The organism is Hallerella succinigenes, assembly GCF_002797675.1.
Taxonomy (GTDB): domain Bacteria; phylum Fibrobacterota; class Fibrobacteria; order Fibrobacterales; family Fibrobacteraceae; genus Hallerella; species Hallerella succinigenes.
On record NZ_PGEX01000001.1, the window covers coordinates 2,210,059 to 2,230,813 of the forward strand.

The 20,755-nt window shown below is 48.8% G+C and carries 21 protein-coding genes and 1 tRNA gene; 16 read left to right on the forward strand and 6 right to left on the reverse strand.

What is annotated here, in order from left to right:
* Positions 1-3 precede the first annotated feature (3 nt).
* The 10 genes from tadA to BGX16_RS10165 all read left to right on the forward strand — a co-directional run bounded on the left by tadA (position 4) and on the right by BGX16_RS10165 (position 9,372).
* Positions 4-480: a tRNA adenosine(34) deaminase TadA gene (gene tadA / locus BGX16_RS10120; protein ID WP_100426830.1), complete on the forward strand. Its 477-nt coding sequence runs from the start codon at positions 4-6 to the stop codon at positions 478-480.
* Positions 481-494: 14 nt separating this feature from the next.
* Positions 495-1,337 carry a hypothetical protein gene (locus BGX16_RS10125; RefSeq protein WP_100425919.1) on the forward strand — a complete coding sequence of 281 codons (843 nt, stop codon included), beginning with the start codon at positions 495-497 and terminating at the stop codon, positions 1,335-1,337.
* A complete protein-coding gene (locus BGX16_RS10130) occupies positions 1,334-2,035 on the forward strand; it encodes a right-handed parallel beta-helix repeat-containing protein (RefSeq protein ID WP_100425920.1) in 702 nt (233 codons plus the stop codon). Before BGX16_RS10125 ends, BGX16_RS10130 begins: the two co-directional genes overlap by 4 nt.
* A 47-nt stretch (positions 2,036-2,082) precedes the next feature.
* A complete protein-coding gene (locus tag BGX16_RS10135; protein WP_241899530.1) occupies positions 2,083-2,940 on the forward strand; it encodes a hypothetical protein in 858 nt (285 codons plus the stop codon).
* Positions 2,941-2,942: 2 nt separating this feature from the next.
* Positions 2,943-4,754, forward strand: coding sequence for a hypothetical protein (locus BGX16_RS10140; protein ID WP_100425922.1), 1,812 nt, complete (start codon positions 2,943-2,945; stop codon positions 4,752-4,754).
* A 3-nt stretch (positions 4,755-4,757) separates the two neighbouring features.
* On the forward strand, positions 4,758-5,402 hold the full coding sequence (locus tag BGX16_RS10145) for an OmpA family protein (protein ID WP_100425923.1): 645 nt from the start codon (positions 4,758-4,760) through the stop codon (positions 5,400-5,402).
* Positions 5,399-6,082: a hypothetical protein gene (locus BGX16_RS10150; RefSeq protein ID WP_100425924.1), complete on the forward strand. Its 684-nt coding sequence runs from the start codon at positions 5,399-5,401 to the stop codon at positions 6,080-6,082. Before BGX16_RS10145 ends, BGX16_RS10150 begins: the two co-directional genes overlap by 4 nt.
* Positions 6,083-6,189: 107 nt before the next feature.
* Entirely contained in the window at positions 6,190-6,471 is a 282-nt protein-coding gene (locus BGX16_RS10155) for a metal-sensing transcriptional repressor (protein WP_100425925.1), read from the forward strand.
* An 18-nt stretch (positions 6,472-6,489) separates the two neighbouring features.
* Positions 6,490-6,858: a heavy-metal-associated domain-containing protein gene (locus BGX16_RS10160; protein ID WP_100425926.1), complete on the forward strand. Its 369-nt coding sequence runs from the start codon at positions 6,490-6,492 to the stop codon at positions 6,856-6,858.
* 21 nt (positions 6,859-6,879) lie between these two features.
* Positions 6,880-9,372, forward strand: a complete 2,493-nt coding sequence (locus BGX16_RS10165; protein ID WP_100425927.1) for a heavy metal translocating P-type ATPase — start codon at positions 6,880-6,882, stop codon at positions 9,370-9,372.
* A gap of 65 nt (positions 9,373-9,437) precedes the next feature.
* Here BGX16_RS10165 and argH read toward each other — a convergent pair whose 3' ends face one another.
* The 4 genes from argH to BGX16_RS10185 all read right to left on the reverse strand — a co-directional run bounded on the left by argH (position 9,438) and on the right by BGX16_RS10185 (position 13,444).
* Positions 9,438-10,841, reverse strand: coding sequence for an argininosuccinate lyase (argH, locus tag BGX16_RS10170; protein ID WP_100425928.1), 1,404 nt, complete (start codon positions 10,839-10,841; stop codon positions 9,438-9,440).
* Positions 10,842-10,960: 119 nt separating this feature from the next.
* Positions 10,961-11,344: a PAS domain-containing protein gene (locus BGX16_RS10175; RefSeq protein WP_100425929.1), complete on the reverse strand. Its 384-nt coding sequence runs from the start codon at positions 11,342-11,344 to the stop codon at positions 10,961-10,963.
* Between the two features lie 10 nt (positions 11,345-11,354).
* Positions 11,355-12,605, reverse strand: a complete 1,251-nt coding sequence (locus BGX16_RS10180; RefSeq protein WP_100425930.1) for a LamG-like jellyroll fold domain-containing protein — start codon at positions 12,603-12,605, stop codon at positions 11,355-11,357.
* Entirely contained in the window at positions 12,602-13,444 is an 843-nt protein-coding gene (locus BGX16_RS10185; RefSeq protein WP_100425931.1) for a TIGR02147 family protein, read from the reverse strand. Before BGX16_RS10185 ends, BGX16_RS10180 begins: the two co-directional genes overlap by 4 nt.
* 180 nt (positions 13,445-13,624) lie before the next feature.
* Here BGX16_RS10185 and BGX16_RS10190 point away from each other — a divergent pair, with 180 nt between their 5' ends.
* The gene (locus BGX16_RS10190; RefSeq protein WP_100425932.1) at positions 13,625-13,948 is read left to right on the forward strand and encodes an SUI1 family translation initiation factor; all 324 of its coding nucleotides are present in this window, start codon (positions 13,625-13,627) and stop codon (positions 13,946-13,948) included.
* A gap of 76 nt (positions 13,949-14,024) precedes the next feature.
* Here BGX16_RS10190 and BGX16_RS10195 read toward each other — a convergent pair.
* Both BGX16_RS10195 and BGX16_RS10200 read right to left on the reverse strand, forming a co-directional pair.
* Positions 14,025-14,097 (reverse strand) — tRNA-Asn (locus tag BGX16_RS10195).
* Positions 14,098-14,167: 70 nt separating this feature from the next.
* Entirely contained in the window at positions 14,168-15,079 is a 912-nt protein-coding gene (locus BGX16_RS10200) for an Mce/MlaD family protein (RefSeq protein WP_157797983.1), read from the reverse strand.
* A gap of 304 nt (positions 15,080-15,383) precedes the next feature.
* Here BGX16_RS10200 and BGX16_RS10205 point away from each other — a divergent pair, with 304 nt between their 5' ends.
* The 5 genes from BGX16_RS10205 to BGX16_RS10225 all read left to right on the forward strand — a co-directional run bounded on the left by BGX16_RS10205 (position 15,384) and on the right by BGX16_RS10225 (position 20,750).
* Positions 15,384-15,971, forward strand: coding sequence for a zinc ribbon domain-containing protein (locus BGX16_RS10205; protein WP_100425934.1), 588 nt, complete (start codon positions 15,384-15,386; stop codon positions 15,969-15,971).
* Between the two features lie 266 nt (positions 15,972-16,237).
* Positions 16,238-16,828, forward strand: coding sequence for a phosphatidylglycerophosphatase A family protein (locus BGX16_RS10210; protein WP_100425935.1), 591 nt, complete (start codon positions 16,238-16,240; stop codon positions 16,826-16,828).
* The gene (locus tag BGX16_RS10215) at positions 16,829-17,365 is read left to right on the forward strand and encodes a DUF5662 family protein (protein ID WP_100425936.1); all 537 of its coding nucleotides are present in this window, start codon (positions 16,829-16,831) and stop codon (positions 17,363-17,365) included. It abuts the gene before it with no gap.
* Between the two features lie 68 nt (positions 17,366-17,433).
* Positions 17,434-18,528, forward strand: a complete 1,095-nt coding sequence (locus BGX16_RS10220; RefSeq protein WP_241899531.1) for a GGDEF domain-containing protein — start codon at positions 17,434-17,436, stop codon at positions 18,526-18,528.
* A 425-nt stretch (positions 18,529-18,953) separates the two neighbouring features.
* Positions 18,954-20,750, forward strand: coding sequence for a site-specific DNA-methyltransferase (locus tag BGX16_RS10225; RefSeq protein ID WP_157797984.1), 1,797 nt, complete (start codon positions 18,954-18,956; stop codon positions 20,748-20,750).
* Positions 20,751-20,755 lie beyond the last annotated feature (5 nt).

Consider the following 20,755-nt stretch of genomic DNA (forward strand, 5'->3'; position numbering starts at 1 on the left):
TGGATGGAAGCGGCTCTCCGTGAAGCCGAACGTGCTTATGACCTGGGCGAAGTGCCTATAGGATGCGTAATTGTGAAAGACGGACGTTGCATTGCTCGAGGTTACAATCAGGTGGAAACCTTAAAAGATGCGACGGCGCATGCGGAAGTTTTGGCAATCGGAGCCGCTTCTTCGGCTCTTGAAAACTGGCGTCTTTCCGGTGCGACTCTTTATGTGACGCTTGAACCTTGCCCCATGTGCGCGGGCGCAATTTTGAACAGCCGAATTTCCCGAATCGTGTACGGTTCTCCCGATACGCGCTTCGGTGGCTGCGGCACGACCATTGACGTTATCACGAACAATGCGCTTGGCCAAAAAGTCCAGGTGACAGGTGGCGTGAAGGCGGAAGAATGTTTGGGCATCCTCAAGGCGTTTTTTATGGAAATGCGCTTAAAGAAGGGTGATTCCGGCGCAAAGCCTCCAAAAGAATCCATTTCTTAATTTATTTTTGAGACATGAACCGTATTGCGCTCCTGTCTCTTTTGTTTTCGCTCTTGACCGTGTTTGTCGCTTGCGAAGATAAGTCTATTTCTCTCGGTTTCAATACCCAGAATCCGACGCCAGAAAATTATGAACTGAAAAGTTCATTGCACGTGCTGTTGGATGTGCCGAAAAACGTGCCGGTCGAAATGCAACAGTCGATGTCAGCAAAAGTCGAGGTTCTGGTGCATTCGGAACTGCTCGCCGCTTATGATGATGGCACAGGTCGCTTTATGCTGCGAGTGGATTCTGCGAACTATTCGTCGGACAATCGCTCGGTGGAAGAAACGGATCACATTCAGCGTTATTTGAAGACTCAGCTGGTGCAATACAAGATGGGAAGCGACGGGGAAATGAGCTCGGTCCGTTTCGACGAAATGGTCGCGCTGCCGGATGTCGGCGATATCGATATCCGTCGCATCTTTCTCAAGGTTCAACCTGTTTTGCCGTCCAGTCCGCTTGCGGTGGGCGATACCTGGGAACGCCAGCAGATGCTGACGGACGACAACAACAAGCAGAGCGTGGTTTACAAATGGTTCAAGCTGGAAGAGGTTTTTGACCGGGACGGCGTAAAAATTGCAAAGCTTCGCATGAATGTGCGTTACAAGCAGAACAGTGAAGACGACGCGCAGATCATGGAAAGCCCGGACTTTGTCTTGGGCTCGGGCACGATTCTCTTTGATATTGCCGCAGGTAAGGTTGTAGAAGGGGAACTCGATATTGAAGGAAAGGTCCGCGTCATCGAAAAGAAGGATGGTGATACCATTCCGGATCTGCGTGTGCGTCAAAAGATCACGCTGAGGAGCGTTCGCGAATGAAACGATTCCTTCTTGCATTCCTTTGCCTTTTCGGTGCAACGTTCGCGGTGACTCCGTTCCCGGCGATCAAGCATCACAAGGTGGTTTTGACCGAGGTTTCGTCTCCGTATGTGTTGGAAACGAGCTTTGTGCTTGGTATGGATGATACACTTCAGATTGAGCCGGGCGTGGAAGTTTTTTTTAGCGGTTACGCCAAGCTTTATTTGCGCGGAACGGTGCGTATAGAAGGAACGGTGCAAAAGCCGGTCGCCTTTATGAATGCGGATTCCTCGGAATCGTGGAACGGCTTGTATTTTTCGACGGGTGAAAATTATTTCTATGTCAAAAATCTGCGGGTGGAAAATTCCTTCCGCAACACGGTCATCCGTTCGCAGGGTCTTTTTGAAAACGTGAAGTTTGTGAATAACTATTACGGACTTTGGGTGGAAAATTCCCCGAATTTCGATTTGGTCGGCTGTGAATTCAAACGCAACCGTTTCGCTCTTTCGGTGGGCGTCGGCTCGGTGCGTTTTAGAAATACGAAAATACACGAAAACGTTTTTGGACTTTATCTTTACAAGGGAACCTCGTTCGACGGTGAAGCAAAGTCCATATCGAACAACCTGGAAGCGGACGTCCGCAAGGAATCCGACGATCTTGCTGGCAAGGGTCGCAAGGTTTCCAGAAGCGTTTGGCAGAGAATCGAATCGGGATTTTAAGGGGATAACGACTCGTGGAAGAAAAATTTCGTAGAGCGATTCGAAAGATGACAGGGACGAGTTTGCTCGGTCTAGGCTTCCGCTTGGACCGTGCATCGGAACTGGCAAACCTTTCTCAGGCGATGGATATCCGCTGGTCCATTGCGCTTTACGAACATTTGGACGCTGCCGAAGCGAATCCGGAAGAAATGATGTCGGGCAGCGAAATGATTTCAAACGGCAAGATCGCTTGGAAAATCGCAGCCGAAGACTTTCCGATCATTCTCGACGAATATCGCCAAAAATTTGAAGAATTCCGTGCCAAGTGGATCCAGCGCTTTGCAACGGAAGAAATCACCCGTATGCTTTCGCAGAACCAGTACATTCTGCGCGACGACAATGGCTGGTACTATACGGCGACGGCGGAAAAACTTCGCAACCTGTATTTCTCAACGATTCACTTGATGGTGGGGGATGCAGAAAAATTGCTCGTGAACCTTTCGGGCCGTGTAGAACATATGCAGGATAAGCTTTCTCGCTTGTGGTACAAGGAAAGCGCGGTAGATGCGTCTTCCAAGATTTTGCCCGCTCTGGAAGCGGCTCTGCGTTCAAGTGAATACGCTTTGACATCTCGCTTGCGTGCGTCTTTGGCGGGCGTTTCCCGTAACCGATTTATGGTGGAATTCAAACCGCCCCGTGACAAACGTCACTTTCACACGGCTCGTTCCTGTGCAAAGAATGTGGGCGCAAACAATGCGAACATCGCATACGAAAATGCGTTCCTCGCTTTTACCGATGACTTCTGTGATTACGCCCAGGGCTTAACGCTCTTTATCGGTAAGTGGTACCTTGAAAAATGGCTTTTATATCTGCGCGGATTCTCGCGTGGTCAGTTGGATCTTTTTACTCATAAAACCGTGGGATAACAATGACAAAATCTTCTCGGACTCTCATCATTTCCCTGATCGGTGCAGTCGTTCTTGCGATTGGCGCTGTCTATTTTGGAGCCCCGCTTTTTGGCTGGCTCATCATGATTGCGATTTTTGCAATTTACCTTCTGACGTCGTGGAATATTTTCCGCGAAATCCGTGCGACAGATGTAGAACGGGGACAGGTGAAAAAACTTGTTGAAGTTTATAACGCAGGCAATGTTCCTGCGGATTCCGATGTGGAAGGCGAAGGCATTTTGAATTCTCGTGTGCGCTTCTTCAAGACCCTTTCGCAGAAACAGGTCGTGGTGACGGTGCAGGACCTTCCGTTTCTCAAGTCGACGTGGGCTTCGAAGGAAGAAGAAACCGTGCACAGCCATAGCGGCGTCGTGGTGCTTCTCGGTTTGATGGGTACATTCTTCGGCTTGATGCTTTCGATCAATGCGGCGGGTTCTGCAATCGATACGAATGCGACTTCCGAAACGACGCTCGGAATTATTCAGAACATCTTTGCGAGTATGAAGGGCATCTTCGGATCTTCCCTTTGCGGTCTGTTTGCTTCCTTGATCTTGAGCTCTATCCACTCTTCCTATGAATCGGATCATGAAAAGCTGATTGCGGAACTCGATGAATTTACGCTCTTCTATTTGATCCCGAAGACCGCTTCGGCTGAAAATGTGGCGGCAAACGAAATCCGTCGTTTGATCGATACGGTAAAGTCTTCGGATACGGCCCGTGCAGCGGATTTCCAGAGCATGGTCGAAGCTTCGAAGGCTGCGGAAGCGTCTCGTTCCGAGTCTTTGTCGGCAAGTCTCGCTTCGATGGAACAGGCTCAGAAACAGAATCTTGCCGAGCTGCAGCAGTCCTTTACGGATAGCGTTTCGAAGTTCGGTGAAAAGGCGATGCAGGATCTGGCGATTGCTCAGAAGGCGGCTCTCGAAGGCATGCAGGCTGCGGTCCAAAAGCTTTCGGAAGAATTCTCTGCGGTGCAGAAGGCCGCTGCGGAAGGCATTGTCGCTTCGGGCAAGTCGGCGTCGGCAGAACTCCGCGATTCCCTTTCTCAGGTGACTTCGGGCCTTTCCGAAGAAATGCAGAAACTTTCGACGAGCGTCAAGTCAATTGAATCGGGCGTTGTCGATGGTCTTGAAAAAGAAATTTCGAATCTCTCTTCGAGCGTTGCCAATTCCATTTCCACGCATCTCGATTCGCAGATGGCAAATTCCGGCGAACAGTGGAACGCCTTCATGGATTCTCTCAAGGCTTCGACCGAAAAAGTCGCGGAAGCCGAACAGAAGGGTCTCGAAGTGCTCCGCTCTGTGGCAGAAGAGGTGGCTTCCAAGGCGAACGATTCCACGGTGGGACTTTCGAATACGGTCACTTCCGAAATCGAAAACCTTTCGCAGAAGGTGCAGACCTCTTTCGCAGAGCTCGCCAAGTCTTCTGCATCTCTTGTCGCTTCTCAGCAGGCACTTATCACCGGTATCGACAACCGCGTGGTGAAGGAAAACGAATCGACGGAAGCGCTCGGTTCGAACATTGCGGAAGCGGCAACGCTCATGCGTGTGAATCAGTCCGAATTTGCGGCAAACCTCGAAATGTTCGGCAAGGGCATCGAAGCGGTGCTTTCGAAGCTTTCGGGCGACGTGCCGGAACGCGAAAACGAACAGAACTTTATCGAACAGCTGAACACCGCGTTACAGTCCTTCCAGGAACGCTCTGGCGAAGTGCTGCTTGAAAACGCGTTGAAGACCCAGGAAATTCTCCTGGAAATCTTGGATCAGGTTCAGAAGGCTCCTAAGAAGGTGGACTAATCTATGGCGAAGCGTCGCGAAGATAGCCACTGGCTGATTTTTACGGACTTGACGGCAGGCCTTCTCGCCCTCTTCATTCTTGCCTTTGTCGCCATGACGACGATGAAAGAAAAGAAGGCGGAAGCTCTGACACGTACCGAACAAGAAGTCGTGAGCTGTCAAGAAGAAATGCGCCGTGTTGCCAAGGAACGCAACGCGCTGCTTTCTCAGAGCTTGAAGGCTCCTCTCGAAAAGGGAATTATCGCACTCGAAAATGGAAACATCCAGATTCAGGCGTCCTTCCTTTTTCCGCGTAACGGAGCTGATTTGACTGCCGAAGGCGTGGGTATCATTAAATCGATTGGCCAAGGTTTGCTAGACGTACTCGATACCGGTGACGCCATCATGGTCTCCGGCTTTACCGACGACACGCCGACGAATTCTCCGACTTACACGAACTGGAACCTTTCCACAGAACGCGCTGTGAATGTGGTCAAGACTTTGATCAACCAAGGCTTTCCGGGTGAACGTATTTTTGCCGCGGGCTTTGGACCTTTCCATCCGCGCGTGCCGAATACGAGTGAAGAAAATCGCCGTTTGAACCGCCGCGTGGAAATCGGCATTACGCCGATCCGTAAGGCAGAAGCGGCTGAGGTTGTGCAGAAATGAGCGAAGCGTTAGACGCTGAATATATTGCCTTAAAAGGCAAAGTAGACGAGCTCCGTAAAAAGGATCGCTTGCCGTATTGGCGTCTGGCTTATGCGGAGTTTTCGCTGTCACGCATTGGCGATTACATTGCAGTCGGTGGAAAGGATGAAGCGCATGAAATGATTGTGCGTTTGAACCGTTGGGTCGATGAGCACGAAAAGGAACTCTCCCGAACGGCAAAGCCCGCGCCGGCAAAGGTTTCGCTTTGGAATGTTTCTGCCATCGAAAAGGAAATTTCTCGTTTGCAGGCTTCTCTTGCGGCTAAGAATTACCTGATTCCGGTGGCGGAACGCATTTCGTTTTCGCACAACATGGAACGTGCCAAGGAACTTCTTTCGCAAGGTAAGTTTGACAAGGCGTATTCGGAACTCTTTTCGCTTCGTTCGCAGTTGGTTTCCCGTTTGCATCGTTCTTACCGTGCGCGCGCCGCGATGATTCTTTACAGCCAACATGCTTCGGGTTTTGGACATTCTCCGACGGGTGCTGTGGTGGGACTGTATAATGCAGAACACACGCTTGAAAATGCGCTGTCCTTAGTCGGCGAACGCGATGCCATTTGGGTGGAAGACTTCCTTGAACTCTACGACAGCCTTGCCAAGATCACGGAACGCCTCGCTCCGCAGGATCGTAAACGCCGTTAAATTCCGTTTCGAGCTTAAAGACTTCGATTGGACGAGAATCGCTCCCGCATTCGGGAGTTTTTTTGTGCCCCTTGCAATATACCCCTTGGGGGTATTATATTGTAGGTATGAAAAAGACAAAACATCGAGATCCTGAAGAAGTCAAGCAGCTGATGGCCCGCTTGAACCGAATCGAAGGTCAGGTTAAGGGCATCAAGGGCATGATCGAAAAGGACGCCTATTGTACACACGTTTTGACCCAGGTCGCTGCGGTCAATGCTGCTCTCAATTCGTTTAATAAGGTGTTGCTTTCAAATCATCTTCGCACTTGTGTTGCAAAACATGTGCGTGAAGGCGACGACACCGTTATCGATGAGCTTTTAAAAACACTTCAAAAAATGATGAAATAATTTTCCAAGGAAATCACCATGATCAACATTATCATTATCACCATCATTGTACTTGCCATCTTCTTTGCCGTACGCACCTCCATTCGCCATTTTATGGGCCAAGGCTCTTGCTGCGGCGGTAACAGCGGGGGATCCTGCGCCCTCGAAAAGAAGCTCGACGGTACGGTCGTTTTCAAAAAGAACATCAAAATTCAGGGCATGATTTGCGAAAAATGCGAGGCTCGGGTGCAGAACGCTTTGAATGAAATCAACGGGGCATCTGCCAAGGTAAATCTGAAAAAGGCCGAGGCGAAGCTCGACGCGATCCGTGAAGTTTCGGAAGAAGAAATCCGTTCCGCTGTTCAAAATGCGGGCAATTTTAACGTCGTTTCGATCGAAGATCGCTAACCTTGAACGCTAGAGGTTAGAATGGGCAAGTACTCTGTGACAGGAATGAGCTGCGCTGCGTGCGTCGCTCGTGTGGAAAAAGCAGTCAAGGCGCTCCCCGGCGTAGATTCCTGCGCGGTGAGCCTTTTGACGCACTCCATGCAGGTAGACGGATCCGTTTCTTCATCGGATGTGATTTCTGCGGTGGAAAAGGTGGGTTACGGCGCAACGCCTGCAGGGGATTTTGTCCAGGGGAAGGGAACGACTCCCGTGCTTTCTGCGGCATCGCTTGAAAATAAAGAGATTCCCCTTCTCAAAAGGCGCGTGATCGCCTCTCTTATCTTCCTTGTTCCGCTGTTGTATTTTAGCATGGGACACATGATGTTCGACCTTCCGCTGCCGCGCTGGTTTATGGAGCCTTTGCCGAATACCGTCGCGATTGCGCTTGTGCAGATGACGCTTGCGGGTATTATTCTGGTGATTCACCAGAAGTTCTTTGTGAACGGTTTTAAGGGTATTTTGCACCGGGCTCCGAATATGGATTCGCTGGTCGCTCTTGGCGCGGGCGTTTCTTATTTGTACAGCCTGGCTGTTTTGTTCCAGATGACACGTGGCGGGGAAGGCGCATACTTTTTTGAAGGTGCGGCAACGATCGTCACTTTAATTGCGGTGGGCAAACTTTTAGAGGCCATTTCCAAAGGCCGCACGACAAATGCGCTCAAAGGTTTGATGGATCTTGCTCCGAAGACGGCACGCCTCGTGGTGACGCAAAACGGTCGGGAAGTGGAAAGGATTGTCGCTGTGGAACAGCTGAAGGTGGGCGACGTTTTCGCGGTCCGTCCGGGGGACAGCATTCCAGTGGACGGTTTTGTGCTGGAAGGCTGTTCTGCGGTCAATGAATCCGCTTTGACGGGCGAAAGCATTCCGGTCGATAAAACGGTCGATGACCGCGTTTCGGCGGCGACGATCAACCGCTCCGGTTTTTTGAAGTGCAAGGCGACCCGTGTGGGTGAAGACACGACCCTTTCGAAAATCATTCAGATGGTTTCGGCGTCGGCGGCGACCAAGGCCCCGATTTCAAAGATTGCGGATCAGGTCGCAGGATTTTTTGTGCCGGTCGTGATTTTAATTGCGGTTGTGACGATTGGCGTTTGGATTTTGGTGGGTGCCGATGTCGGTTTTGCACTTGCTCGCGGTATTGCGGTGCTTGTCATCAGTTGCCCATGTGCGCTTGGTCTTGCAACGCCTGTGGCGATTATGGTCGGTAACGGCGTCGGAGCAAAGCATGGAATCCTTTTTAAAACTTCCGCTGCGTTAGAAACAGCAGGCCGCTCCGAAATCGTGGTGCTCGACAAGACGGGAACGATTACCCGTGGCGAACCGGAAGTTACAAAGATTCTTCCGGCGGAAGGTGTATTGGAAGAAGAACTTTTGAAGCTTGCGGCGAGTCTTGAATCGAGAAGCGAACATCCCTTGGCGAAGGCGATTATGGCGAAGGCCGTAAACGTGGATCTTTGCGAAGTTTCCGAATTTACGGCGCTTCCGGGGAACGGCCTTTCGGCAAAGATTTCTGTGGATGGGAAAAAAGAACTTTTGATCGGCGGATCCCACAAGTTTATAGGATCGCAGGTTGCACTTTCAAAGGATGTGGACTTGCAGGTGGAATCTCTTTCGAACGCTGGAGCGACGCCGCTTTTGTTTGTGCAGGGAAAACGTTTTTTGGGAATCATTGCGGTGGCGGATCAGGTGAAGCCGGATTCTGCTACGGCGGTTTCGGAGCTTCGGCAGATGGGCCTTCGTGTGGTGATGCTCACCGGCGATAATCTGCGGACGGCGCAGACGATTGCGAAGACAGCGGGCATTGACGAGGTGATTGCCGATGTTCTTTCGAATGAAAAGGAGGCGGTCATTCAGCGGCTCCAGGCAGAACTTGCGGAAAGCGGTAAAAAGAATGCGAAGGTCGCGATGGTGGGCGACGGTATCAATGATGCGCCTGCGCTGACCCGTGCTGATGTGGGAATTGCGATTGGAGCGGGGACGGACGTGGCGATGGACGCAGCGGATGTGGTGCTTGTAAAGAGCTCTCTTTGTGACGTGGTGACCGCGATTCGTTTGAGCCGTAAAACGATTCGGAACATCCACGAAAACCTTTTCTGGGCGTTTATTTACAACGTGATCGGCATTCCGCTTGCGGCGGGCTGCTACTACCATTTTTTCGGTTGGACTTTGAATGCGACTTTTGCCGCTCTCGCGATGAGCCTTTCGAGTTTCTGCGTGGTGACGAATGCGCTACGCTTGAATTTTTTCAAGAATCCGGAAGCGAAAAGGGCGAATTTTCGAACCTTCAAAGTCGAAGGCATGATGTGCTCGCATTGCGAAGCCCATGTCAAACAGGCTCTAGAAACTTTGCCCGGAATCCTGTTGGCGACGGCGAATCACAAAAAGAAATCCGTCGAAATCGAATTTTCGGAAATGCCTTCGGACGCAGATATCGAAGCCGCTATCACAAAGGCGGGCTACGTATTCAAAGGCTAAACTAAATCTGCAAAACAAAAGCCCGGCAGCTATTCTGTGACGGGCTTTTTGTTGAATCTGAAAAATTACTTCTTCAATTCTTTCTTGAGAATGGCTTCGGCCTTTTTGAACTGGTTTTTTACAGAGTTCGCACCGGTACCGCCTTCGATGTTACGACGGGAGACGGAATAGGCAAAGGTCAAACGTTTTTTCACGTCCTTTGGATTCGGCACGCCCTTGGCAGCCCACGCTTCATCGGAAAGGTCCGTGAACTGTTCACCGAGCTTCGCGGCTTCGCCGACAAGGCTTCCCACGATACGGTGTGCATCGCGGAACGGAACGCCGTCTTCCACCAAGATGTCTGCAAGGTCCGTGGCGAGAAGGGCCGGGAGCATGCGATCTTCCATCCTGTCGAAATTCCAGCGGGCGCTTGCGATCGCTTCGCTCATAACGCGGAGAAGAACCTTGGCGGTGTGCGTGCTGTCAAAGACCGGCTGCTTGTCTTCCTGGAGGTCGCGGCTGTAAGAAAGCGGTGCGCCCTTCACCAGAGTGAACATCGCCGTGTAATTGCCGAGCATACGACCGGACTTACCGCGGATTAATTCCATCGAATCCGGATTCTTCTTCTGCGGCATCATGGAAGAACCGCTCGAGAAAGCGTCGGAAAGGGTGAGGTAACCGAATTCAGAAGAGCTCCAAATCACAAAGTCTTCTGCATAGCGGCTGAGCGTATTCGCGATGATTGCGAGATCGTTCAAAAATTCGAGAGCCATATCGCGGTGCGAAACAGCATCGATGCTGTTTGCGCTCGGACGTTCAAAGCCGAGTTCTTCTGCGACGAGCTGACGGTGGTATGGGAATGCAGAACCTGCAATCGCACCGCTTCCGAGCGGAAGTTCCACGTGCAAATCGAGGAAGTTGTCAAGGCGCTTCACGTCGCGGGAAAGCGCAAAGAAGAGACTCATCATGTAATGGCTGAAGAGAATCGGCTGGGCCTGTTGCAAGTGTGTGTAGCCCGGCATAATCTTGCCGAAGTTCTTCTTGGCAACGTCCAAAACGTTCTTCTGCAGTTCAACTACGAGAGCGCGGATTTCAACAGCGCGGTGACGCATGTAAAGTTTGAAGTCCGTGGAAACCTGGTCGTTGCGGCTTCTGCCTGTGTGAATTTTTTTGCCGAGATCGCCGATGCGGTCCGTCAAAACGCGTTCCACGGCCATGTGGACGTCTTCGTCCGTCGGGAGCCAAAGATTTTTGCCCGCATGAACATCGTCGAGAATTCCCAAAAGGCCTTTGCGAATCTTGGCATAATCTGTTTTGGTGAGAACGCCGGATTCCACAAGGCCCTTTCCATGGCCGAGAGAACCCTGAATGTCTTCTTCCAAAAGCTCCTTGTCAAAATCCAAGCTGAAGCTGAGATCGATCATGCTTTGGGCCATTCCGCAGTCAAAGCGGCCGTCCCACATCATTTTTTTGCCTTTCTTTTCGGCCATTTGGAACCTCTTCACAAGTGAATTTTTTGATTCGCCTTAAAGATAAAAAATCGGCCTCCCTCTGTGGTTCTTGAGGGAGGCCGATTTCTTACGAGAAGGGAGTTTTCTAGCAGTAAAAATTAAAGGGCGACGATTTGCGGAGCTTCATAAAGGGGGTCTTCCACCATGAACGTTTCTTCGTTATCCGTTTCCGTGATATCCGAGAGCTTTTGGAAGGTATTTTGGTAAACTGTCTTTCCGTTCAATTCGGAGGCTTCGCGGGAAATGCTCGCGAGGAAGCTGCGTCCTTTGCGGTTCTTGAGGCGCACAATGAAGTGCGACGCCTTTGTCGTCGCGTTCTGGATGAACGAAGTCCAATCTTGGTCGTAGCGGAAAACATCGCGGATATAGTGCCATTCGACCTGTTCTTCCTTGTATCCGAACAGACGGCAGAAACGCTTGTTTGCCGTCAGCAGGCGACCGTGATCATTGATTTCGCAGTATGCGGATTCGTTGTTCTTCATACGGTACCTCCTATTCTTGATAGCGATAAAGAGCGTCAATTTCTTCAATTGCGGTTGTAGAAAGTCGAACTTCGTCAATTAAAAGGTTTAAGTTTTCCTTGCCGAAGTAAAGCGGAATGCCGTTTTCTCCGACGAGAACTTCAAAATCCGTCGCCACGGTAGCTTCGAACTTGCCGTTCACGTAAAGCTTTGCCGAGTCGCCGCTCCACGAGGCCGCGAGATAAGTCCAGGAGCCGATTTCAACGGCGGCCCTGCTAATCGCTGCGCTTTCGCAACGGAGAGAATCTCCGGAACCTTGGGCGATAAAGAATCCAAAAGCGGAACCTTCGATGCCGCAGGTATCCTTTAGAACGGAAAGGCTAAAGACCGCGCTATCACTAAATCCGAGCTTTCCGACGATATTCTTCACAAAGGCGGAATCGCTTTGCAGATTTTGAATGTTCACCCACGCTTCGACGGTAAAAGCCTTCGCGCTGTCAAGAACGCCCTTGTCGTTTTCGACGACTGCAAAATCGCTAGCGCTTTCAAAATGGAGCGCCTTGCCCGCATCACGACCCGCTTCCAAAGAGGCTTCGCCGTAAAGCACTGCATTCCCCGAAACGCCACGGACATCGGCCGCAGTATTACCGTTGAAAGATTCAAACGTCCAGTATCCTGCCATCGCGTAATCCGTCGACAGCGGCAAAATCCAGTGAGCCGGAACGGTTGCTACCGAGTAAGTTTGATTCAGTACGTAATTCGACTGTGGCGAAAGAACCTGAATCGAATGTTGTCCCTGCGGCACGTTCACGAGCGTAAAGGAACCTTCTTCATCGGTAATCGCTTTCCACGGAGAGCCGGCGAGAGAAACGACTGCACCGACTGCGGCTTCGTTGGTGCGCAAGTAAACGTTTCCAGAAAGGGTTTCGGTCTTTGTCAGTTCGGCATCGCGGGAAACCGTTTTGCCGTAGACAGAAATCGTGTCGTAGTAGGCGAAATCTTCAGAGATGGCGCTTAAACCGTAAACGCCTTTTGCCTTAGGCGAAATCGAAAATTCGCCCTGGGAGTTCGTCGTGTCGTTGTAGACTGTCGAATCCGAACCGCTGACTGCCTGAGCTTGCACAACGACGCGGGCTGCGGCTTCTCCGCTTGGAAGCGTTAGCGTACCGGCAATCGTATTCGTCTCTTCGGAACTTCCGCCGGCCACATGTGTGGAACAGGCGAAGAAAATACCTGCGCCTAAAATCGGAAGGGCTGCAAAAAGAGCTTTCATCGGCTTCATGCGGCACCTCCTTCGACAGAGGAAGAAATTTTTTTCGTCAGCGGAAAGAACTGCACATTCAAACGGTAAACGCGATCGGTTTCCGGGGATTCTGTGACGATATTTGAAATGCGACGGCGGAATTCCGCGATCTCGGCGCGGATTCTCGGTAGAATATTTTCAGGGACGCCGAGCGTTAAACCGGAAATGTCGCGCTCTTCTACGGGAACCGTGGCCAAAGCTTGAACGGCGAGCTCTCCCATTTGACGGTGCATGTCGCGCACGGCGAGCGAGGGCATTTCCAGATTGCCCGTCGAAATTTTTTGATTCGTTTGCGTTAAGGTTCCGTCCGCATTTTTAGAGAGAAGACCTGCGTTCAAAAGAACCTGGATTGATTTGCGAATCTCTGCCGCGGAACTTTTGAATATCAGCTTATCGGCGACTTCGGAAACCTTGGATTTTGCCATGTGAGGCAAAGCTTCGCGTAGCACCGGGGAAACCCAGGATTCGTAATAATCGTACTGGTCTTCGCCGACAATTTTCACTTTGTTCGATTTTGCAATCGATCGGAGTTCTTTGAACAAAAGTTTCTTTTCTTCCGCATTTTTGCTCTGGTTCATTGCCACGAGAATGCGGAAATATTCCACATCGGCGCCGACAAGGCCCGTTGCGTTTGCCACGCGTTCTGTTCCTCGTTCGGAAAGGTTCGCCTTGCCTTCGATCACGAGCTTCAAAAAAACGGGGGAGCTGTAACCGGCGAGCTTTGAAAATTCTCGGAACGAGAATCCATAGGGCTTTCTTTCTTGATAGAAGTCCCTGAGAAATTCTCGGAAGTCCGAATATTGCATCACCGGTTTCATACCTTTAGAATATATACTCTCAAAAACGAAAATGCAATAAAATAATGATACAAAATTAACGAAAAATCATTAAAAATACCAAAAATAGAACAAAATATGAAAATTCTTTAAAAATCTATGATACGAAAAGGCGCGCTGTCCATTTTTTTTAATTTTAGGTAAACCTTCCACGGAGATTTTATGATTGAAGAACGTTCTTCCCTCGTCTATGTAACGGGAAAAGGCAAAATTGAACAGCCGAAGCCTGTGACGGAACGCCCCAAAACGGATGGCGTGGTGCGCATCCTTTTGAAGCGTCTCGGTGGAAATAAAATGGTCAGCGTCGTCACGGGCGTCGACTTAGATGCAAACGCTTTGGCGGACCTTGGGCGCGATCTTAAGCGTAAATGCGGAACCGGTGGAACGGTCAAGGATTTCCAGATCGAAATTCAGGGCGACAAAAGGAACGTCCTCAAGGCGGAACTCGAAAAGCGGGGCTATACGGTCAAGCTCGCTGGCGGTTAGTTCAGAGGTAAGAACTTGGAGTGTGAAGTGATGCCTGACCCATAAAAAAAGACCCCGATTTCTCGGGGCCTTTAAGCTGCCTCAACTGGACTCGAACCAGTGACAACCTGATTAACAGTCAGGGGCTCTACCAACTGAGCTATGAGGCATCGTGGTGACCCAAATATAAAAAACGAGAATTTCTTGTCAAGGGGGTTGTATGAAGTATTTTCACTTTTTTCAATTTTTTTGATTCTCCTGACGCTTCTTCGCTTTTTCACGGGCGGTTTCCCCGATCAGATTCAGGTTCTTCCACTTCAAAAGCTGAATCTTGTTGCCGTTTTCGTCATACATGGCGATGCCCTTGGTGTTAATCGCCTGGATTAGCTTTTTCATTTGGGCGACGAGCTGGTTAACCTTATCCACAGTTTCTTTCGTATTCAAGAGGTTCTGCGTCAGTGTATCGGTTTCAACGGCTTGGGTAATCGCTTCGATCTTTTCGATGCCTTCAGAAAGGCCCTGCAGGGCTCCGTGCGCCTTGGCGATCGAAGAATCGGCTTGGGCTGTGATCGTACGGATGGTAGAGTCGGCGGCGTCCGCTGTTTTATGGATGGTCGCAGAGGCGTTTTCAGCCTGGGCGAGGACTTCCTGGATTTTTTTGCCGGTCGTATTTGTAGTCTTTTCAAGCCCGTTGAGCAGACTTTCGACCGTCTTCATGGCTTCTTGGTATTTTTGGGTGACGCTTGACAATGTGTCGTTTCCCGAAAGGATGGTGAGGACGGCGTCTCGGGCGACCATCGCCTGGTCGTGCAATTCAGTGATAAAGCGAAGCGATTCGGTAATGCCCGGAACGAATTCGCCTTTAAATATATGATCCTTGGGAAGGACCTCGCCTTCGTGGGTGCGAATGAGTTCAATACGGCGCTGCCCCATCAGGGCGAATGCGGCGTTGCGAAATCGGGTGCCTTCGTGCAGGGTAATCGGTTCGTCAAAGACGACGGTCACACGGGAACGGTCGCCGAGCCACTGTACATCGCCGACGTGTCCAATCGGGTAGCCGTTTTCGGTCATCGGATCTTCGGGAGAAAGGGATCCGAGTTCCTGGAAGTCGATCGTTGCCTGGGTGGAACTTTCTTGATGCGCATGCCACATTCCGAATGAAACTCCCACGATAATCAGAAGGAGAATAGCAAAAGAAATGTAGCCTAAGGCTTTGTCCGAGATTTTCATATGGGTAGAATATAATTTTTTGAACGCCTTAAAAGACGGTTTCGGTCAAAAGGATGCCCCTATCGGACGCTGCAACGGTTTCTACCGTTTTTTGGCATCGTAAAGGTTGCTCTCCATGTGCTAAGGCAAAGTCCGCCGGCTAAATCGCGCCTAGGGTGCCCGCAAAAAAGTCTTGACAATTACCTAAAATAGTGTACATTTGTGCATATAACAAAAAGGAGAAACTATGGAGACGCAATTTTGTCAGAGCTGCGGAATGCCGCTCACAAACGAAATCCTCGGTACGAATGCCGATGGCAGCAAGAACGAAGAGTATTGCATCTACTGCTACAAGGACGGCGCCTTCACCGGCGACTTCAACATGGAACAGATGGTTGAATTCTGCTCGCAGTTCGTCGATGAGTTAAACAAAAATACCGGCAAGAACCTCACCCGCGAAGAATACAAGGAGGAACTCCACAAGTATTTTCCGACGCTCAAGCGCTGGCGCTTCCCCGCAGATCAACTGCCGCAAGCTACTTCGCCCATGAAGCAAACATTCATCGAGGAAGTCAACGCCCTCGGCGTCAAGGACATGCCGAAAATCGACAACCTCTTTGTGTTGCAGGGCGCGTTCATCAATCAGGAATACAAAATTAACGGCAACAGCGTCAAGTTCCTGGACGATAACGCCAGCTACTGGGGCAATCAGGTCGAAAAGAAGGGTGCCGAAGGACGCTGCTTTGGAATTGCATGCGACGAACGCTACATTCTCGTGAGCGAATATGGCAAGAACGGCGCTGACGCCGAAATCGTCGTCATCAAAAAGCGGTAAAGGGTATGATTAAAGCTTCTTTTCCGAATAGGGGACGGACGGGGCAACAGTCCTAAATCTAGGTCGTGATGATTGCAAAGTGCTAAATCGCGTCTGGGCTGCCCGCAAAAAGCTTTTTTCCGTCGAAAACGGCGCGTATTTAACACATGGTGTTTAGGTTCGTACTTTTTTTTACCGGGCAGCCATATTTTTGAAAAGGGTTCTTCTGATGGGAGAACCTTTTTTTTCAAAAATCGTTCGGTTAAAAAGTTCTACATTGCAAGGTGATGAATCGAGAAGAATTACATGCCAAATATCATAAACCGAAAGTGCCGCATCAGTGGCGCTGCACCGATAAAATTTCGGCTTTGATCTGCACCTTCTTTGGAACGGGAATGCTCCCGAAAATGCCGGGATCCTATGGCAGCCTTGCCGCGGCGCTTGTCGCTTATCCGCTTGCTATTTTCAGTTCTGAATTTTGGCCGCTCCGTTATGAATCTTGGACGGAAGAGGGCGTAACTCTCGACTCTTACGGATTCTTTTTGTTTGCGGCGCTTGTCGTCTTTTTTGCGGCGATCCCGTTTGTGAAAAAGGCGATGCGCGATACGGAGACAGAAGATCCGGGTTGGATTGTAATTGATGAAGTCTGTGGCGTCTTTATGGCGCTCGCGTTTATTTCGGCGGAGTCGATACTTTCTAACCCATGGCTTTTGCTTGTCGCTTTTGGCGTTTTCCGCTTTTTTGATATTCTAAAACCGCTCGGCATTCACAAGTTCGAAAGTTTCCCGGGCGCTTGGGGAGTGATGGCGGACGATTTACTCGGCGGCGTTTATTCGGGCATTGTCCTGTTTGGGGTCGTGCGTGTTTTTGGACTTTAAATGTGGCATTTTTTAGGGCATTTTATCACGATTACCAAGCATCGAAACGAAGTCATACGACTTTGTTTTAAGGCGGGCATCGGACTTCAAGGCCTGTTTCACGACCTTTCTAAGTATTCTCCGACAGAGTTTTTGCCGGGCGTCAAGTTTTACACAGGAAAAGAATCTCCGAATAATGGGGAGCGACGCTTTTATGGTTACAGCCGTGCCTGGATGCATCATAAGGGCCGTAATAAGCACCATTTTGAGTATTGGTACGATTATGACCTGGTGACAAAACAACTCGTTCCAGTCGATATGCCGGACCGCTATATCAAGGAAATGTTCTGTGACCGCGTTGCAGCATCCAAAATCTACAATGGGAAGAGCTATTCCCAGAAAGATCCGTTCCTTTACCTAACAAAAAGTTCAGCTCGGGAAAAGATGACTGATTCCACATATCGGAAATTATTCTTCCTTTTAAATATGTTGGGAGAAAAAGGAGAACGGGAGACCCTAGCTTTTATCCGAAAGGCGAAGAGGCTTCCATTGGAGTAAGTGTCGGTACATGTACGAAATTAATTTGCCTGAGATTTATATTGCGGATGCGTTGGGCATTTTTTTTGATGCTCAATGTCTTGTTTAGCGGTTCGTGGAAATTACAGAAAAAACGGAAAGAAGATAAAATCCTGCTCGGCATGATTATCACGATTTTTATTTCGTGTATTGCCGACGTGGTCACTTTTACGGTGGACGGGCTTCCGGGAACTATATTCCGAAATGTCGCTTACGCTTCAAATTTTGTGCTTTTCCTTGGAAACCTGTTCATTGGGCCTTTGTGGCTGATGATGATATTAAAGCATATTGGGGGTCGAATTCCGAAGGGGCAGCAGATTTTTACGGCGGTTGTGTCGGGATTCGGCTTTCTGTTGTTGCTATTGAATTTTGTTTATCCGATTCTTTTCTGCTTGGACGATGCGAACCGCTATTCTCGGGGTTCTTTATTCTGGATCAACAATTTGATTGAAGCTCTCTTTATGCTGGATAGCATCGCTTATTATTTGCTCATGCGCTTCCAGAATGGCGGTCTTAAATTCTTCCCTGTGATGCAGTTCTTTTTGCCCGTTTTTGTTTGCGTAGCGGTACAGAATGCGTGGTATGGAATTTCAACGATTTGGGTCGGTATTGCAGTCGGTGTGACGGGCATGAACCTTGCCCTGCAAAATGAAAATATTTTCATCGATAAATTGACGGGTCTTTTTAACCGTTACTATTTGGATAAGGTTGTGGAAGAAATGGGCAAGCGTCGTGGCTTTGTCATGATGATGCTCGATTTGAACGACTTTAAGCTGATCAATGATACTTACGGACATTCTCGTGGGGATGAAGCGCTTGCGGCGATGGCGGAAATTTTGCGAGATTCCATGGGCACTTGTGGAACGGCTATCCGCTATGCGGGCGACGAATTCGTGATTCTTGTGAACTCCGATCTACCGGGGATTGCGGAACGCTATGAAAAGCGCATTCGCAAAAATGTGGATTTGTACAATGAACGAAGCTTAAAAAAGTACGCTCTCTCGGTTTCCATCGGAAGCGGCTACTTTAATCTGAAGGACAACAGCGTCGACGATATTTTGGAAATCATCGATAAGCGTATGTACGACGATAAACGCAGCTTTTATGAATCGGGCCATCTTCCCGATCGTAGACGTCAGGGATAATATTTCCCATTGACATAGCCCCGTCCCGAATGGTTCGGAGCGACCGGAATTTTGAGATTGTAGAAACATCTTCGGCTCTTATTCCTAAAATTTCCCTTAGTTCGTCATTCTCGGTTTGACCGGGAATCTTTTCTTTACTATCATTCTCCGCAGACATAGCCCTTTGCCGCAAGGCGAGGGGCGACAGAGATTAACGTAGAGTTAGCTCTTATTCTCGCAACTGAAATCTGGTAAATTTCAAATCTATCGAGAATAAGGCGAGCACTCACGTCCAGCAATGGGCGTGGGTCGTTTGTGCTTATTGATAGATAGGTTTACCAGAGCCTCAGTTGCGGTAAGTACATTCGACGCCACGCTTTTTTATTTGAAATCGTGACGCGAACAGCACTAAATAAGGGCCGCACACCCTTAGCTGTGAGGTTCACGTGGCAGAAACATTGGATGCTCTCAAGGTTCGTATTCACGAACTGGAAAAAGAAGTCGAACGCTGGAAGTCTCAAGTCAAAAGTGTTCGTTATGGGCTTAACTGGATGGATGTTCCAGAAGCCTTTGACAAGGATTCCGAAGACAAAATCCCAATCCTCGAAGAAGTCGCCGAAAAGGCGGTCGATGCAAAAGGCCCTTTGGCTGGCAGACCTCCCCATGTGATTATCGAAGGCGACAACTACCATGCACTCACTTGCTTGAATTACACCCACCGCGGTAAAATTGATGTCATCTATATTGATCCGCCGTACAACACGGGCTCGGATGGATTTACTTACAAGGACAAACGTTTCTTGACAGAATTTCCCGATGGGCAAAAAGTTCCTAAGGAACATCCGCTTCGCCATAGCTATTGGCTTTCGTTTATGGAAAAGCGTTTGAAGTTGGCGAAGAATTTACTGAGTGATAAGGGTGTGATTTTCATCAGTATTGATGATAATGAACAAGCGAATTTAAAGTTGTTGTGTGATAAAGTGTTTGGGGAAGGAAATTTACTAACGACTTTCCCACGAAAGGGAATTGGTGGACGTCAGGATAGCAAATACTATGCAATAGTTCACGAATATATTCAAGGATATGCAAAGAGGTTAGATAAGTTTGAATCAGGAAGAATGATTAAAGGAAAAAATTTCCCTTTATTTGACGAATCTAAAAAGCTCCATTATAAAACTCAATTACTCCGGAAATGGGGTGATAATAGTAAAAGAGAAAATCGTCCAAATTTATTTTATCCAATTTATTACAACAATTCTACCAATGAGTTTAGCCTATCTAAATCGAAGAATTCTTTGGAAATATATCCAATGCTTGATTCGGATAATGAAGGACGCTGGCGATGGGGCAAAAGTACAATGGAAGATGCTTTTCATAAAGGACTTGTCGAAATACAAAAAAACAGAAAAGGTGAATGGATTCCATATGAAAGGATCTATGATAATCCAAATGAAGAAAGTACAAAGCCCTATTCAAGTTGGATAGATGATATTGATAATTCTACAGGAGCTTCATTGCTAAAAGAAATTCTTCAAAACGATGATTTTAGCTATCCCAAACCTGTAGACTTGATAGACAGAATTATTCGCATGAGCTCGATTCGGAAAAATATAACCATTCTCGACTTCTTCGCTGGCTCAGGTACGACTCTACATGCCACACTCAATCTTAACAAAGAAGATGATGGTAATCGCCAATGTATTCTTGTTCAGCAATCCGAAGACGACAACAACATCTGTGAAAATGTTACCTATGAGCGCAACCGTCGTGTAATGTGCGGTTACACAAATGCAAAAGGCGAAAGTGTCGATGGTTTAGGTGGTTCGCTTAAATATTACAAGACCGGTTTCGTTGGCAAGCATCAGAGTAAAAACGCCAATGATGCAGACAAGGTGGAACTTGCCGAAAAAGCGGGTTGCCTTATCGCACTAGCGGAAAATACCTTGGATACAATCAAGGTTCCCGAAGCGGCAAAGGGATTCTGGCAAATCTATTCCGATAATGCGGAAAAGAAAAAACGCTACACATGCATTTATCATAATGGCGATTACGGCAAAGTTTCTGATTTTGTTGCAAAAATCGATGAATTGCGCGCTACTGATAAAAAATCGAAATTCACGGTTTATGTGTTCAGTTGGAATTCTCCCGACTTCTTTGAAAACGAATTCGATGATTTAAAAAACATCGAAATCAAGGCAATTCCCAAACCGATTCTCGAAATCTACAAGGCTTTGAACGGGTAATAATA